The sequence below is a fragment of the Flavobacterium olei genome, from assembly GCF_039749035.1.
Taxonomy (GTDB): domain Bacteria; phylum Bacteroidota; class Bacteroidia; order Flavobacteriales; family Flavobacteriaceae; genus Flavobacterium; species Flavobacterium olei.
Window position 1 is genome coordinate 221,280 of the sequence record NZ_JBDKWC010000006.1, and the last position, 17,122, is coordinate 238,401.

The window sequence follows — 17,122 nt, forward strand, 5'->3', positions numbered from 1 at the left end:
ACGTCTCTTAAAGCCAAAAAAACAATAAAAAAAGCCAATAGTTTATAAAACTATTGGCTTTAAAATTCATTCTATTTATTACTACATTCTTTCGGGAACTTCAATTCCCAGCAGTCTGAAGGCCGAATTAATAACTTCGGCAACTTTTTGGGAAAGGTGAACTCTGAATATTTTTTTTGTTAAATCAACTTCTCCTAAAATATGAACAGACTGATAAAATGAATTGTATTCTTTTACCAGATCGTATGTATAATTTGCAATCAAAGCCGGACTATGATTTTGTGCTGCATTTTGAATTACTTCAGGAAAAAGTTCGATCTGTTTTAAAAGTTCTTTTTCTTTTTCGTGAATTACTTCAACTTCATCCAGCGTTACATTGAAATCAAAATCGGCCTTACGAATAATAGATTGAATCCTGGCGTAAGTATATTGAATAAACGGACCTGTATTTCCGGCAAAATCAACAGATTCTTCAGGATTAAACAAAATACGTTTCTTAGGGTCTACTTTTAAAATGTAATACTTTAAAGCTCCCAAACCGATTGTCTTATATAATTTTGCTTTTTCTTCCTGTGAATAGCTGTCCAGTTTTCCTAAATCTTCTGAAATCTGTTTGGCAGTATCCGTCATATCCTGCATTAAATCGTCTGCATCTACAACAGTTCCTTCACGGCTTTTCATTTTTCCGGAAGGTAAATCAACCATTCCGTAAGACAAATGATAAAGATTCGAAGCCCAGTCGAAACCTAATTTCTTTAAAATTAAAAACAATACTTTAAAGTGATAATCCTGTTCGTTTCCTACTGTGTAAACCATTCCTCCCACATCCGGCATATCTTTTACACGCTGAATTGCCGTTCCAATATCTTGTGTCATATAAACAGCTGTACCATCAGAACGTAAAACAATTTTACGGTCTAAACCTTCATCTGTCAAATCTATCCAAACCGAACCGTCGGGATCTTTTTCAAAAACTCCCTTATCTAAACCTACCTGAACAACGTCTTTTCCTAAAAGATAAGTGTTGCTTTCGTAGTAATATTTATCAAAATTAACTCCCAGATTACTGTACGTAGTTTCAAAACCGGCATATACCCATTGGTTCATCATTTTCCAAAGCGCAATAACTTTTTCATCACCAGCTTCCCATTTCTTAAGCATATCCTGAGCTTCGACAATAATCGGCGCTTGTTTTTTGGCTTCTTCTTCTGTCTTTCCACTTTCAATTAAACCATTGATCTCATTTTTATATGCTTTATCAAACTCAACATAATATTTACCGACCAATTTATCTCCTTTTAAACCAGAAGTTTCCGGAGTTTCTCCATTACCGAATTTCTCCCACGCCAGCATCGATTTACAAATATGAATTCCGCGGTCGTTTATAATTTGCGTTTTATATACTTTCTTGCCGGAAGCTTTTAAGATTTCGGCAACAGAATAGCCTAATAAATTATTACGAACGTGACCCAGATGAAGGGGTTTATTCGTATTTGGAGAAGAATATTCTACCATAACCGCTTTTTCAGCCGGATTAGGTGCAACAAATCCAAATGGTTTTTGATCTTTTATTGCGTTAAAAAAGTTTACATAATAACTGTCAGAAATAACAATATTCAGAAATCCGGATACTACATTAAAGCGTGCTACCTCAGAAACATTTTCAACCAGATAATCTCCAATTTTATTTCCCAACTCGGCAGGAGTATTTTTAATCACCTTCAATAACGGAAAAATGACCATTGTAATATCGCCTTCAAACTCTTTTCTGGTAGTTTGAAACTCGATTTTATCAACAGTAACATCAAATAATGCCTGTATTGCTTTTTGTATAGAAGGTGTAAGAATTTGTGATAATGACATGTAAACTTATTTTTAAAGTGAGCAAAGATAATGCTTATTCATCAATTAGAGAAAATCAAAAACATATTAAATTTAGAAGAACAGCTTCAATTCGATAAAAAAACCAGATTTTAAACTGTCAAAATTATCAAAACATCAAAAGCTTAATCTCTTAAAAAACAGCCTCTCACAAAAAAAATATAAATTTTTCTAATTTTTCTTGTAACATATCGTGCACTAAAGAGTCTTAATAGTGACTTCATTTTTTTGAAGCCGCAAAAAAAAAAGAAAACTAACAAAACAAAATCATCATCAATCAAATCAAAATAATCAGGAAAAAATCATGAAATTAAAATTCTTTCTGCTTGCATTACTGGGGGTATTTGCAACCGCACAAGCCCAGAATTCGGGAACGATTTCTGGAAAAATTACAGAAAAATCGAATAAGGCTCCAATTTCTTATGCCACAGTTTCTCTAAAAGAAAATGGAAAAGTGATTTCTGGAGTGAACACGGATGACAACGGAGATTTTTCGTTTAAAAACATTGCTTTAAAAAGCTATACAATCGAAATTCAATATATTGGATTTAGAAAATACATTGGTTCTGTGCTTTTAAGCGAAAACAAAAAAGCCGCAACTGTAAATGTTTCTTTGGAAGAAGAAGCTACACAACTGAAAGGGGTGAACATTGTGGCAGAACGTTCGACAATTGAGCAAAAAATTGACAGAAAAGTGGTTAATGTTGGAAAAGATCTAACAACTGCCGGAGCTTCTGCATCTGACATTATGAACAATATTCCTTCTGTGAATGTGGATCAGGATGGAAAACTTTCGCTTCGCGGAAATGATAATGTTCGTGTATTGATTGATGGACGCCCGTCTAATATTGATCCGGCACAATTGTTAAAACAAATTCCGTCAACGTCTATTAAAAAAATTGAGCTGATTACAAATCCAAGTGCCAAATACAATCCGGAAGGAATGTCGGGAATCATTAATATTATTCTGCACAAAAATGCTAATACAGGTTTTAACGGAAGTTACAGCGGCGGAATCACTTTTGGCAAAAATGCAAAATACAATCAGTCTTTAGACCTGAATTATAAAACAGGAAAAGTAAATTTCTTCGGGAATGTAGGACAAAACTTTGGAACTTATTTTAATGATGGTTTAATTAAAAGATACGATCAGGATATTACCCAAACTCTTGATGTAATGAACGATAATGATTCTTACCTGTACAAAATCGGTATGGATTATTTAATCGATGATCACAACACATTGTCTATCTATACCAATCAAAACAAGTCTACAGGAAAAGGATTTGTAAACACTAATATCGATTATAATAACGACGATCCTGACTTTTTAAACGTGTACCAAAAATCGAGATATTGGGGCCCGGAAAAAACAGGAACTTACAATTTGGCCTATAAACACATCTTTAAAAAAGAAGGTCATACTTTAGATTTTGAAGGGAATTACAGTGATAGTAAAGAAGATCAGAACGCAAATTTTGATACGCAGTCTACAGCACCGGACAATTCCAGTAATAGTGTAGTGTACAATGATCTTATTAAAGCAGATCGTAAATTAAGTACATTTAATATCGATTACGTTAATCCGTTGAACGAAAAAACAACTCTTGAAGCGGGTGCTGAAGCCAGAATTACAAGAACCGGTAATGATTACACCACCGGAAATCCTTTAGCATCTATGCCATCATCAAACTATACTTACGATACCGATATATATTCTGCTTATGTAACATTTGGTCAGAAGTTCAAAAAATTCAGCTATCAGGTAGGAGCACGTTTTGAAAGTTATAAAGTACAGGCAAATTTAAATTTTGGCGAGACTAAATTTGATGATGATTATATCACCTTATATCCATCTGCTTATTTAACTTATAACCTTAATGAAAAAAACACATTGCAATTTAGTTACAGCCGTCGTGTTGACCGACCAAGTTTAGAACAGACTAAACCAATTCGTGAATTTTCTACTCCGTTGTTAACTTCATTAGGAAATCCTGAATTAAGACCTCAGTTTACGAACTCTGTAGAAGTGAATTATACTAAAACACTTGAGAAAGGAAGTTTTACAGCGGGAGTTTTTGTGAGAAGCATCAATGACCAGATTAGTAGAATTTTATATCCGGATGATACAGATCCTAGTGGTAACAGACAAATTCTGACTTTTACCAATTACGATCATAATACATCATATGGTTTTGAAGCTTCATTTAATTATAAAATTACAAAGTGGTGGGATATTTCTCCATCGATAGATTTCTCAAGTATTAACCAGCAGGGAGTTGTATTTTTATACGACGCTACAACAGATACAAGTAATCCGTTAGAAAGAAAAGTTACGGTTGCCGCATTCAACGGCCGTATGAACTCAAACTTTAAGGCCAACAAACGTTTAAGCTTTTTATTATTCGGATTTTACAGAGGTGCTGTCGACGGACTTCAGAATAACAGCCACGAAATGTATAAAATGGACATCGGTTCACGCTACACTTTGTTAGACAACAAGATGAACATTAGCGTTCGTTTTAATGATGTTTTCAATACTATGAGATATGCTTTTGACAGCATGTATCCTTATCCTGTTACAGGAAGATTTACATGGGAAAGCCAGACTGTTTACGTAGGTTTAACATACAACTTTGGAGGCGCTAAGATTAAAAATTTACAGCGTAAACAGAGAGAAGATAATACAAATAAAGCCGGAGGAGGTATGTTTTAATATGCTCTGCTAAAAGCTTTTTTTAATATTTTGAATAATTTCTTGTAGAAGAAAGTCCGGAGATGCCATTCCGGACTTTTTTTATTTACAGGAAGTTGCGAAGTTCTTTTACTTCTTCCGGATTCGCAGTTTCGGAATCATCTGTAATTGCCGACGAGTGATAAAAAGTGAGATCTAATTTCTCTTGAAGTAATTTGATGTTTGAAGATCTTAATCCGCCGCCGGGCATAATTTCGATTCTGTCGCCAGCCAATTCCTGAATTCTCTTTAATGCTAAGATTCCTTCCTCTACATTGACACCCTGCCCGGATGTTAAGATGGTTTTGAAACCACATTCAATTATATCTTCCAGCGCTTTTTCAGGATTTTTAACAACATCAAAAGCCTTATGAAAAGTACAGGAAAGCGGATGCGCCAAATGCACTAACTCTTTATTTTGTTTTTTATTTACTTTTCCGTTATCTTTTAAAATTCCGAACACAAAACCATCAACGCCGAGTTTTTTATACTGTTTGATGTCTTGTTTCATTTCTGTCAGCTCTTCGTCAGAATAAACAAAATCGCCGCCCCGCGGTCTGATGATAACATGCATTTTTATATGTAAGCTTTCGCGGACTTTAACTACTAAAATAGAATTTGGCGTTGTGCCTCCAAGCTTCATGTTTTCACATAGTTCAATTCTGTCCGCGCCATTTGACTGAGCAATTAGAGCGGACTCATAATTAAAACAAGCTATTTCGAGTTGGTTTTTTTTCATTTTTTCAATTTTAAAAAAGATTTCTCACCTTCAATAAAAACCTGACTATTATCTAAAGCAGGATCAAACGCTAATTTAACACTAAACATTCTTTTAATTAAAATTTTTATGAGTTGTTTTATTTAAACATTCTGAAAGTTTTTTCAAATCTTCCCATCTGTCATTTATTATAGCTTCTTTCTTTTTTCGACTCCAGCCTTTTATTTGTTTTTCAAATAAAATGGCCTGATTGACATCATTAAATTCTGTGCAAAAAACTAATTCTAATGGTCTTTTATTATAAGTATAACTTTCTGTATTGGACCCATAACTATGTTCTGTCAATCTTCTATTAATATCATTTGTCATTCCGGTGTAGTAACTTGCATCAGAACATTTTAAGATATACACATAATATAGTTTCATTTTTTCTCAAATTTAAATTGATTAAAAGTAAGAAAATTATTTCATTATTTTACCACTATAATTATATGAGATCTTTGTTACCCTGAGCGAAGCCGAAGGGCGCGCCAATTGAAACGTTGGCTTCTACTCCACTCAGCCTGACAAAAAAACTCTCTCAATCTGAAATATAAATAAATAAATAAATAAACAAAATACTACTTGTCACCCTGAGCGGAGTCGAAGGGCGCTCCAATAAGAACGTGGGCTTCGACTTCGCTCAGCCTGACAAAAAAATATCCCAATCTAAAATAAAAACAATAATTAAAAGTAATACTTGTCACCCTGAGCGAAGGGCGCGCCAATAAGAACGTGGGCTTCGACTCCGCTCAGCCTGACAAAAAAAATATCCCAATCTAAAATAAAAACAATAATTAAAAGTAATACTTGTCACCCTGAGCGGGTCGAAGGGCGCGCCAATAAGAACGTAGGTTTGGACTTCGCTCAGCGGACAAAAAAAATATCTCAATCTAAAATAAAAACAATAAAAGTAATACTTGTTACCCTGAGCGGAGTCGAAGGGCGATCCAATTGGAACGTGGGCTTCGACTCCGCTCAGCCTGACAGCCAAAATAAAAATATAGAAATAAAAAACCTGCTTCAAACACGAAGCAGGTTTTAAAAAATATAAGGTAAGATGATATTATTCTACCATTTGATAATAGCACTTGCCCAGGTAAATCCACTACCGAAAGCTGCTAAAACTACTGTATCTCCAGATTTTATTTTTCCTTGTTCCCAGGCTTCGGTTAAAGCAATTGGAATAGATGCAGCCGTAGTATTGCCGTATTTCTGAATATTATTATGAACCTGATCGTCGCTTAATTTGAATTTATTCTGAATGAACTGCGAAATTCTCAAATTTGCCTGATGCGGAATAAGCATATCAATATCCGAAACCTGAAGTCCGTTTGCTTCTAAACCTTCGTTAATTACTTCTGCAAAACGAACTACTGCATTTTTAAATACAAATTGTCCGTTCATATAAGGATAATAACTTTCATCATTCGGATCATTATCGGCCAAAATATCTGTTACCCAACGTGCTCCCATTCCCGGTGCCTGTAAAGCTAACTCTTCGGCATGCTGCCCTTCTGAATGCAGGTGTGTAGATAAAATTCCTTTTGTCAGATCTTCTTCACGGCTTAGTACTGCCGCTCCCGCCCCATCTCCAAAAATTACCGAAACTCCACGCCCGCGGGTTGTCATATCTAATCCTGTAGAATGAACTTCAGATCCGATTACTAAAATGTTTTTATACATTCCGGTTTTAATATATTGATCGGCAACAGAAATTGCATAAACAAATCCGGAACATTGATTTCTTACATCTAATGCACCAACCGTTTTCAGACCTAAATCTCTCTGCACTAAAACCCCTGGTCCTGGAAAATAATAATCCGGACTTAATGTGGCAAAAACCACAAAATCAATATCTTCTTTGGCAACTCCCGAACGTTCTATTGCAATTTTAGCAGCTTTTACTCCCATTGAAGTTGTAGTATCTTCTCCACGAATAATGTGTCTGCGCTCCTGAATTCCTGTTCTTTCCTGAATCCATTCGTCATTGGTATCCATTATCTTAGACAAATCATCATTTGTTACCACATTATCAGGCACATAATATCCTAAGCCAGCTATTTTTGAATGATACATCATGTATTTTATTTATTAAAATTTCGAATGCAAATTTAAGTATACTTTAAAACATTAGAGTACAAATTACTCTTTTTTTCGTAATTATCAATTTAATATACTTTAATTATAAGAGTATTTAAAATAAATTGTTTTACAAAAAGTTAGTTTTTAGGCAGAATTAATGAAAAAAATTGAAATTAAGAACAAAAATGTAACAAGACAAAAGTATCTTAGACAAACATTTTGAATACCATTTTATAAACCCATAAAATTCAACTTATGAAATTAAAGGTTACGTTGTTATTGCTTTTAAACATCGGTTTTTTCTCTTACGCGCAGGAGAATTTAACATACCAAAAACCCTCAAAATCAATTTTAGATCTGGTAGATTATCAAAGAGCTCCTACTGTCTCTATGGATACGAAAAAGGAAAATATGCTCTTTTTGTACAGAAACACATATAAAACCCTGGACGATTTAAATCAGGACGAAGTGCGCTTAGCAGGTTTAAGAATTAATCCTGTTACCAATATTTCGAGCACAGCAACTTATACAACTAATCTTAAATTAAGAAAAATTAGCGGTAAAGAAGAAATTCAGGTTAAAGGTCTGCCTGAAAATCCTAAAATTACGAACATTTTATGGTCACCAAACGACAAGAAAGTGTTGTTCTCCCACACGACAAATTCGGGTGTAGAACTTTGGGTTTTAGATGTTGCTTCTTCTCAGGCTGTAAAACTTACAGAAGCAAGGGTTAATGCTAATCTCGGAAACCCATTTAGCTGGTTTCCGGATAGTGAAACTATTTTAGTGAAAATGCTTCCAAAAAACAGACAGCCGCTTTTAGATTCTAAAAAAGATTTACCAACCGGCCCGATTGTTTCGAACACTTCCGGACAAAAATCACAAAACAGGACCTATCCGGACATGCTGAAAAACAAGAATGATGAAGCTAATTTTGAAAACAGCGTCACCTCTGAATTGTATAAAGTAAAAGTAAATGGTGACGCCGTTCTGTTTAAAGACGCTGCCATGTTTGCCGGAGAAAGAATTTCTCCTGACGGAAACTATATTATGTTGACGACAATTCAAAAACCTTTTTCTTATGTGGTTCCATTAAACCGATTTCCATCTAAAACCATAGTTTATGATATTAGCGGAAAAGAGATTAAAACGGTAAACGAAGTTCCTTTAAACGAAATTATGCCAAAAGGTTTTATGGCTGTTCGAAAAGGAAAAAGAGAAATGACATGGCGAAATGACAAGCCGGCAACATTATCTTATGTCGTAGCCTTAGACGAAGGAGATCCTGCCAATAAGGTAGAATTTAGAGATGAAGTTTTTCTGTGGGAAGCTCCTTTTGATAAAGATGCTGCATCGCTGGTAAAAACACCTCAGCGTTACAATGACATTGTTTGGGGAAATGATAATCTGGCAGTACTTTCAGATGAATGGTATGATACCAGAAATACCAAAACTTATTTAATTAATCCCGCGAATCCTGCTCAGCAGCCAAAATTAATTACAGATCGTAACTCACAAGATGTATATTCAGATCCGGGGGTTTTCGAAACTAAAAAAAATGCCTATAATAAATATATTTTAGCCATCGAAAAAAATAATCTTTACAGAATTGGAGACGGATATACAAAGGAAGGACAATTTCCGTTTGTAGATGAATTCGATTTTGTAACATTAAAATCAAAACGTATCTACACGTCTCCTTATAAAGATAAAAAAGAAGACATTCTGGAAATTGAAGATTTTAAATCGGGTAAAATTCTTGTTCAGATACAATCTAAAACAGAATATCCGAATTACTATTTCAGAAATATCAAAAAACAAAACAGCTTAAGTCCTATAACAGATTTTAAAAATCCGTTTGAGAGCATCAAAGACGTAAGTAAGGAAGTTATTAAATACAAACGCAAAGACGGATTAGAGCTTTCGGGAACTTTATATCTCCCGGCCGGTTATGATAAAAAGAAAAAAGAAAAGCTTCCTCTGTTAATCTGGGCTTATCCTGCAGAATACAAAGACAGGAATAGCGCTTCTCAATCGACCCAAAATTCAAACGAATTTACATTTCCTTATTATGGCTCTTTTGTGTATTGGGTAACAAAAGGATATGTCGTTTTAGACGATGCCGCATTTCCAATTATTGGAGAAGGAACAACAGAACCAAACGATAATTTTATTTCGCAATTAGTAGACAACGCTGCTGCCGCAATAGACGCTGTAGATGCGTTGGGTTATATTAACAGAAAAAAAGTTGCTGTAGGAGGACATTCGTATGGTGCCTTTATGACGGCCAATTTATTGACTCACTCTAATCTCTTTGCCTGTGGAATTGCCCGAAGTGGGGCTTACAACAGAACTTTAACACCGTTCGGATTTCAGTCTGAGCAAAGAAATTACTGGGAAGTTCCAGAGGTTTACAATACCATGTCGCCTTTTATGAATGCAGAGAAAATGAAAACGCCGCTTTTATTGGTTCATGGCGAGGCAGACAACAATCCGGGAACTTTTACATTGCAGACCGAAAGATATTTTCAGGCTTTAAAAGGCTTGGGAGCACCGGCAAGAATGGTTATTCTGCCAAAGGAATCACATGGGTATGCTGCAAAAGAAAACATACTGCACTTACTTTGGGAACAGGATCAGTTTTTAGAAAAATACCTTAAAAATTAGTTTTCTTTATAAAAGAAGAAACCCGTTTTGTAATCTTACAGAACGGGTTTCTTTTTATAAATAATTTAAAGATAAAAACACTTCTTGTTCCAGCGGTAAATCTATTTCGCTTTCGAAGAAAATTAATTGCCTTTTATAAACTGTTTCAATTAAATAATGACTTCCCCTGAAATAAGTCCTTCTGATTTTCACCATTAATCTTGATTCAGAAACCATTTTAAACTGATGCGGATAAACTAGTGTCTTATGAGTTTCATCTGCATAGGATAACAATAAATGAGTCGGAATTTCATTCACTTCTCCAAACAATGAAGCCACGTATTTTGTCTGAGGATCTTCATATATCTTACTTGGCTCATCTTTAACAATCATTTCGCCATTTCTCATTACAATCGCCTGGTCTGCAAAAGACAAAGCATCTGTACTGTCATGTGTAGCGATTATACAGGTAATTCCTTTTTGTTTTAAATAGCGGAATAAATTACGGCGAAGTGCATTTTTCCTGAAGGCATCAATCTGACTAAATGGTTCGTCTAACAAAATAACTTCGGGTTCTAAAGCCAAAACTCTTACCAGTGCAACTCTTTGCTGCTGCCCACCGCTTAAAAACTTTGTTTTCACATTGTAAAACTGTTCCATTTCTACCATTTCCAGCAATTCCTGAACACGTAGTTTTTTCATATTGGCAAAACCATTAGAAAGAAACTTACCAACGTTTTCTGCAACAGTTTCATAAGGCGACAAATCAAAATCCTGTGCCAGATATTTCATGTACGGCATTCCCGGAATCAAATTAAATTTGGGTCCTAAAACAGGCTTATCACCATAAAAGATTTTTCCTTCATCCAGATCGTAAAGACCATAAATTAGTTTAAGCAACGTACTTTTTCCACAGCCGCTTTCACCAATGATAGAAATATTCTGGCCTTTCTCAATTGTAAAAGAAATGTTTTTTATAACGCGATTTTCGGTATACGAAAAAGAAATATTCTGAATGTCGAGCATGAGTTGTAATATGAGAGGTCAAATTTACAATGTTTAATTTCTAAAGTCAAAAAAAAGCTGCTTCAATTATGAAACAGCTTTTTTTATATTTTATTTTATTTGAAATTATTTTCCAGCTTCCGCTTTAGCGTCATTTACCATTTTGTCGTTTGCTGTAATTGAGAATTCCACACGACGGTTTTGCGCTCTTCCTTCCGGAGTATCATTTGTAGCAATTGGATCTGCAATTCCTAAACCTGAAGTTTTAAAACGGCTTGATTTTAATCCTTTTGCAACAAGATAAGCCTGCACAGAAGCTGCTCTTTGTCCGGAAAGTGTTAAGTTATATTCTGGTTTTCCTGTACTGTCGGTATATCCAAAAATCTGAATATCTGTATCTCCGTACTCGTTGAAAACAGGAACTAATTTATCTAAGTTTGCTTTTGCCTGACTTGTTAAAGTGGATTTATTGGTATCAAAACGAACTGAATTTTCATTTAGTGTTAAGTGAATACCTTCTCCTACTCTTTCTACCTCTGCACCTGGTAAAGCCTGATCAATTTCACGTGCCTGTTTATCCATTTTGTTTCCGATAAGGGCACCAGTTCCACCACCTACAGCAGCTCCAATTGCAGCTCCCAAAGCAGCGTTTCCGCCTTTACCAAGATTATTTCCAAGGACAGCACCAATAACACCACCAGCTACAACACCAATTCCGGCGCCTTTTTGTGTATTATTTGCATTTTTTACTGAGTCACAACTAGTAAAAAAACTAGTTAACATCAATAGACTACTTAAACCTAAAACAGTTATCTTTCTCATTTTATATATTTTTAATATTAATTTGCTCTTTGAAATTGGTATGTCACATCTTTAGTCTGGCCACCAACATTGATATTGTCGATTAACTGAAATGAACTTTCGGTTACACCGGCAATTTTAAGCAAATAACCATCTCTTACTTTTTTTGCTTTAACACCAGCATCCAGAACTTTAAGAACAAAAAGTCCCTGATTATTGATACTCCACACAATTGGAGAACTGAATGCAGTACAATTTGGAGAAGTTAGAGCCATTGTTCCTTTATTATTATTAGAAACGAAAGACCACGTACTACCAATAAAACATTTTGAATCAGCCAGATCAAAAGAATTTACTTTGATATACTCAGAACCGGGATATGTTACATTGGTTAAAACCCAATTTCCTTTTAGTGCTACCTGAGTCTTTTTGTCAAGTTTTGTTGAGAGATTTGTTGCTTCTGAAGACGAAGCCGTTGAAGCTGATTTACACGCAAATAACATCGTGGCAATCGCGCAAATGAATAATATCTTCTTCATTTTTTTGTACATTTTTAAGTTAATACTTACAAGGTTTAACAATTATTATAGTACAAATATACGATTGAAAGAAATAGATTTCGTTCCAAAATCTGTTTTTTTTATTTCAAAATTAACATTTCCGACATTTTGTCACCCCAAAAACAATTGGTATTCTATTTGAACAAATGAAAATCATCACATTAAATAAAAATTAAAAAATATGGCAACAGGTAAAATTAATGTTTCAGTAGAAAACATTTTTCCTTTAATTAAAAAGTTCTTATACAGCGACCACGAAATTTTCTTGCGCGAGCTTGTTTCTAATGGTACCGATGCTACTTTAAAATTAAAACATCTTATCAGCATCGGCGAAGCGAAGGTTGAATATGGAAATCCGGTTATCGAAATTAAAGTCGATAAAGAAGGAAAAAAAATCCATATTATCGATCAGGGTCTGGGTATGACTGCTGATGAAGTTGAAAAATACATCAATCAGGTTGCTTTTTCAGGTGCCGAAGAATTCTTAGACAAATACAAAGATTCTGCAAAAGATTCTGGTATTATCGGTCATTTCGGTCTTGGTTTCTACTCTGCTTTTATGGTAGCAGAAAAAGTTGAAATTATCACAAAATCATACAAAGACGAACCAGCTGCACACTGGACCTGTGACGGAAGTCCGGAATTTACTCTTGAGCCTGCTGACAAAACTTCACGCGGAACAGAAATTATTCTGCACATTGCCGAAGATTCTCTTGAATTTTTAGAAGATTCTAAAATCAGCGGATTATTGAATAAGTATAACAAGTTTATGCCTATTCCAATTAAATTCGGAACAAGAACTGAAACGCTTCCAAAACCGGAAGATGCTCCGGAAGATTACGTTAATGAAACAGTTGAAACTGATAATATCATTAATAATCCAAATCCAGCCTGGACAAAACAGCCTTCTGAACTTTCTGATGAAGATTACAAAAGTTTCTACAGAGAATTGTATCCTATGCAGTTCGAAGAGCCGTTATTCAACATTCATTTAAATGTAGATTATCCTTTTAACTTAACTGGTATTTTGTATTTCCCTAAATTAGGAAACGACATGCAGATCCAGAAAGATAAAATCCAGCTGTACCAAAACCAGGTTTATGTTACGGATAATGTAGAAGGAATTGTACCTGAATTTTTGACCATGCTTAAAGGTGTAATCGATTCTCCGGATATCCCTTTAAACGTTTCCCGCTCTGGTCTGCAAGCCGATGGTGCTGTTAAGAAAATTTCGAACTACATTACCCGTAAAGTAGCCGATAAATTAAAAGCTTTATTTAACGAAAACCGTGCTGACTTTGAAGCCAAATGGAACGACATTAAAATCGTTTTAGAATACGGAATGCTTTCTGAAGATAAATTTTATGAAAAAGCAGGAGCATTTGTTCTGTATCCGACTGTAGACAATACGTATTTTACTTTAGAAGAATTAAAAGAAAAACTAAAAGAAAACCAAACCGATAAAGATGGTAAATTAGTTATTCTGTATGCAGGAAATAAAGATGCTCAGCATTCTTATATTGAAGCAGCGAAAGATAAAGGATATGAAGTATTGCTTTTAGATTCTCCAATTATTTCGCATTTAATTCAGAAAATCGAAGGAGATAACAGCGATTTGACTTTTGTACGTGTAGACTCGGATCATATTGATAACTTAATCAAAAAAGACGAAAACACAATTTCAAAATTATCTGATGAAGAAAAAGAAACCTTAAAAACTTCATTGGAAGCTTATATCCCAAAAGCATACAGCGTACAATTAGAAGCGATGGACAGCCAGGCCGCTCCGTTCATTATTACGCAGCCAGAATTTATGCGTCGAATGAAAGAGATGAGCCAAACTGGCGGAGGCGGAATGTTCGGAATGGGCAATATGCCGGAAATGTACAATTTGGTTGTTAATACGAATTCTGATCTGGCTTCTAATATTTTAAATACAGAAGACAAAACGCATCAGGAGCATTTGGTGAAACAAGCTTTAGATTTAGCGAAGTTATCGCAAAACCTTTTAAAAGGTGAAGCCTTGACAGCTTTTGTAAAGAGAAGTTTTGAAATGATTAAATAAGTAGTACTAAAATACTATTCTACAAAACCTGCAAATAAATTTGCAGGTTTTTTTTTTTGATGATGACGAAGCGTAAAAAAAATGAACAACAAAAGGATCTCAGTATAATTTTTCTTTTCTAAAACCGTTATTAAATCCTGTAAGTTCCCGTTACAGGGTTTTTATTTGTAATTCATTTTTTTATTACATTTGATTGCCTTAATACATTTAACCTAAACAAATACCACTATGAAAAAAACCTTTATTTTAATTGCAACTATCTGTACATCAGCATTTCTTTATGTTTCATGCTCTAGTGACGACAATATTGAAAATGCTCCTTCAGTTGACCTTACCAATCTGGGCGCATCAGTTGCGATTGATGCTACCAACGAAATGGATCTTAACACCGGACTTTTGGCAACAACCAGCACACCCACAGGAAAAACTACTGAAACGACTGCAATTTGTGCTGCCATTTCTGTTACAACACCAAACGGTGGAGAATACCCTAAAGTCTTTTTACTAGACTTCGGAACAACCGGATGCAAAGATGAAAACAATTTAACCCGAAAAGGAAAATTAAAAATTACTCTTTCCGGACCTGTAACCACTACAGGAAATAAAATGACTATTGAAAGAGTTGATTATTCAATCAATAACATCAAATTGGAAGGAACAATAGAATATACCAACACGACAACTGTACCAACTGTGCCGCAATGGACGAGAAAAGTAACCAATGGTAAACTTACTGATCTACAAGGCGGAGTTTATACAAATTCGGGAACCTACACAACGAGGCAAACTGCCGGTGTAGACACTCCTTTTGTTTTAGTAGATAATGTTTACGAAATTCCCGATGGAACTCATACTGTAACCGGAGCCACTGGAAAAACAATTACTTTGACAGTAAAAGAAACACTTACCAAAAAATATTCCTGTCTTTTTATTTCTAAAGGACAACTGAAAATTCAGAGCGAAATTTTAAACGGAGTTATTGATTATGGAAACAATGACTGCGATTCATTTTATACCTATACCCACCAGGACGGCAGTTCATTCAATTTATCCATGTAACACCTTTTCCTGCATAATTTTAAAATCCCAATTTAGAAATAGATTGGGATTTATTTTTATAAAAATAAAACTTCAGCCTCTTTACATTTAAACTATTTTCTTTATTTTGCACCCAAAATCTAAAAACCAATGAAAAAAACTTTAATTGCTTTCGTTACTCTTGCACTAGTTGCATCTTGCGGCAAAAAAGAATCACCTACTGATAGCGTTCATCTTACAGGAAACATAAAAGGATTAAAAAACGGAACTTTATACATCCAAAGAATTGTTGATACTTCCCTTGTTGCGATTGACACTATTAAGATCGACGGAAATTCTGCTTTTGAAACCGACATTAAACTGGAATCACCGGAAATGCTGTATCTGTTTTTAGATCGTGGCGTTAGTAACTCCTTAGATAATAATATCTTATTCTTTGCAGAGCCGGGAAATATCAATATTGATACTAACCTTGATAATTATATTGCCGGAGCTAAAATTACCGGTTCTAAAAATCAGGAATTATATGAGCAGTATCAAAAAATTAACGGCCGTTTTGTAGATGAAAACCTTTCAAGAGTTGAACCTCGTTTTAAAGCTTTAAAAAGACAGGATATTAAAGCTTTAGACAGCTTAAATGTTTTGCAGGAATCCAATATTAAAAGAAAGTATTTATACGCAACAAACTTCGCTTTAAACAACAAAGATTATGAAGTGGCTCCTTATATTGCTTTAGCAGAAATTTACGATATCAATTTAAAATTCCTCGACACTATTCAGAAATCGATGAGTCCGAAAGTGGCAAAATCCCTTTACGGAAAAAAGCTAACCAAATATGTTGGTGACCTGAAAAAGGAACAACAGAAAACGGAAGCCCAACCACAGCAATAATTCGATTTGTAATACTAAAAAAGCCCTGAAAATTCAGGGCTTTTTTATGCTTTTAAATGAGTACAATTATTTTCCCATGATGCCTGCCAGAATTGCAAATACAAACATAAGCGCGTATAAAGCTAAAAGAATAATCATCAAAATACCGAAAAACTTATAATGCGATTTCAGATAACCGATTGATTCTGTCAAAGCCTGCGAATCATTATCTCTAAAAGCTTTTTTAGCATTTGAGCTGAATTTAAACAGGTAATAAACCGGAAAAAAGTACAGAGCTGCCATTAAAAAATAAATTACTCCGATCATAGTTCCAAAAGAACCTCCATACGCCGCCATTCCGGGCATCGAGTTAAACTGCGAGAATAGTGTGCCGGCAAATACAGCAATTAAAGCTAAAAATCCGATCCCGATAAATCCGATTATTGATAGAAAATAAGCCCATTTGGCTGCTTCTTTAAGAAAGTCTTTTGCAGTACTGTCTAACTGCAATTCAAATTTTTCAAATGCTGAAGTTTCTTCCATTAGTTGAGAGTTTAGTTATCAGGCAAACATAGGAAAAATATTCATAAAATACCAACCTGAAACCTGAAACCTGAAACCTGAAACCTGAAACCTGAAACCTGAAACCTGAAACCTGAAACCTGAAACCTGAAACCTGA

Annotated in this window: 13 protein-coding genes; 5 read left to right on the forward strand and 8 right to left on the reverse strand. The window is 34.7% G+C overall.

Annotation, left to right across the window (positions count from 1 at the left end):
* Nucleotides 1–81: 81 nt before the first annotated feature.
* Nucleotides 82–1,863 carry an arginine--tRNA ligase gene (argS, locus tag ABEB31_RS16920; RefSeq protein WP_347052834.1) on the reverse strand — a complete coding sequence of 594 codons (1,782 nt, stop codon included), beginning with the start codon at nt 1,861–1,863 and terminating at the stop codon, nt 82–84.
* A gap of 322 nt (nt 1,864–2,185) precedes the next feature.
* Here argS and ABEB31_RS16925 point away from each other — a divergent pair, with 322 nt between their 5' ends.
* The gene (locus ABEB31_RS16925) at nt 2,186–4,597 is read left to right on the forward strand and encodes a TonB-dependent receptor (protein ID WP_347052835.1); all 2,412 of its coding nucleotides are present in this window, start codon (nt 2,186–2,188) and stop codon (nt 4,595–4,597) included.
* A gap of 85 nt (nt 4,598–4,682) precedes the next feature.
* Here ABEB31_RS16925 and ABEB31_RS16930 read toward each other — a convergent pair whose 3' ends face one another.
* The 3 genes from ABEB31_RS16930 to ABEB31_RS16940 form a co-directional block, all read right to left on the reverse strand.
* On the reverse strand, nt 4,683–5,354 hold the full coding sequence (locus tag ABEB31_RS16930; RefSeq protein ID WP_347052836.1) for a copper homeostasis protein CutC: 672 nt from the start codon (nt 5,352–5,354) through the stop codon (nt 4,683–4,685).
* Between the two features lie 93 nt (nt 5,355–5,447).
* Nucleotides 5,448–5,759 (reverse strand): GIY-YIG nuclease family protein, encoded by a 312-nt coding sequence (locus ABEB31_RS16935; protein WP_347052837.1) that lies wholly within the window; start codon nt 5,757–5,759, stop codon nt 5,448–5,450.
* Between the two features lie 684 nt (nt 5,760–6,443).
* Entirely contained in the window at nt 6,444–7,451 is a 1,008-nt protein-coding gene (locus ABEB31_RS16940) for a 3-oxoacyl-ACP synthase III family protein (RefSeq protein ID WP_347053022.1), read from the reverse strand.
* A 261-nt stretch (nt 7,452–7,712) separates the two neighbouring features.
* Between ABEB31_RS16940 and ABEB31_RS16945 the strand changes: the two genes are divergently transcribed.
* Nucleotides 7,713–10,124, forward strand: a complete 2,412-nt coding sequence (locus tag ABEB31_RS16945) for an alpha/beta hydrolase family protein (RefSeq protein WP_347052838.1) — start codon at nt 7,713–7,715, stop codon at nt 10,122–10,124.
* Nucleotides 10,125–10,178: 54 nt separating this feature from the next.
* Here the strand turns inward: ABEB31_RS16945 and ABEB31_RS16950 are convergent, their stop codons facing one another.
* From ABEB31_RS16950 to ABEB31_RS16960, 3 genes are all read right to left on the reverse strand, one after another.
* The gene (locus ABEB31_RS16950; protein WP_347052839.1) at nt 10,179–11,129 is read right to left on the reverse strand and encodes an ABC transporter ATP-binding protein; all 951 of its coding nucleotides are present in this window, start codon (nt 11,127–11,129) and stop codon (nt 10,179–10,181) included.
* A 105-nt stretch (nt 11,130–11,234) separates the two neighbouring features.
* A complete protein-coding gene (locus ABEB31_RS16955; protein ID WP_347052840.1) occupies nt 11,235–11,930 on the reverse strand; it encodes a YiaD family glycine zipper/OmpA-like lipoprotein in 696 nt (231 codons plus the stop codon).
* Between the two features lie 17 nt (nt 11,931–11,947).
* Nucleotides 11,948–12,448 (reverse strand): lipocalin family protein, encoded by a 501-nt coding sequence (locus tag ABEB31_RS16960; RefSeq protein ID WP_347052841.1) that lies wholly within the window; start codon nt 12,446–12,448, stop codon nt 11,948–11,950.
* Nucleotides 12,449–12,650: 202 nt separating this feature from the next.
* Here ABEB31_RS16960 and htpG point away from each other — a divergent pair, with 202 nt between their 5' ends.
* From htpG to ABEB31_RS16975, 3 genes are all read left to right on the forward strand, one after another.
* Nucleotides 12,651–14,534, forward strand: a complete 1,884-nt coding sequence (gene htpG, locus ABEB31_RS16965) for a molecular chaperone HtpG (RefSeq protein ID WP_347052842.1) — start codon at nt 12,651–12,653, stop codon at nt 14,532–14,534.
* Nucleotides 14,535–14,762: 228 nt separating this feature from the next.
* Nucleotides 14,763–15,593: a hypothetical protein gene (locus ABEB31_RS16970; protein ID WP_347052843.1), complete on the forward strand. Its 831-nt coding sequence runs from the start codon at nt 14,763–14,765 to the stop codon at nt 15,591–15,593.
* A gap of 129 nt (nt 15,594–15,722) precedes the next feature.
* A complete protein-coding gene (locus ABEB31_RS16975; protein ID WP_347052844.1) occupies nt 15,723–16,463 on the forward strand; it encodes a DUF4369 domain-containing protein in 741 nt (246 codons plus the stop codon).
* 66 nt (nt 16,464–16,529) lie between these two features.
* Here ABEB31_RS16975 and ABEB31_RS16980 read toward each other — a convergent pair whose 3' ends face one another.
* On the reverse strand, nt 16,530–16,985 hold the full coding sequence (locus ABEB31_RS16980; protein ID WP_347052845.1) for a DUF5362 family protein: 456 nt from the start codon (nt 16,983–16,985) through the stop codon (nt 16,530–16,532).
* Nucleotides 16,986–17,122: the final 137 nt, after the last annotated feature.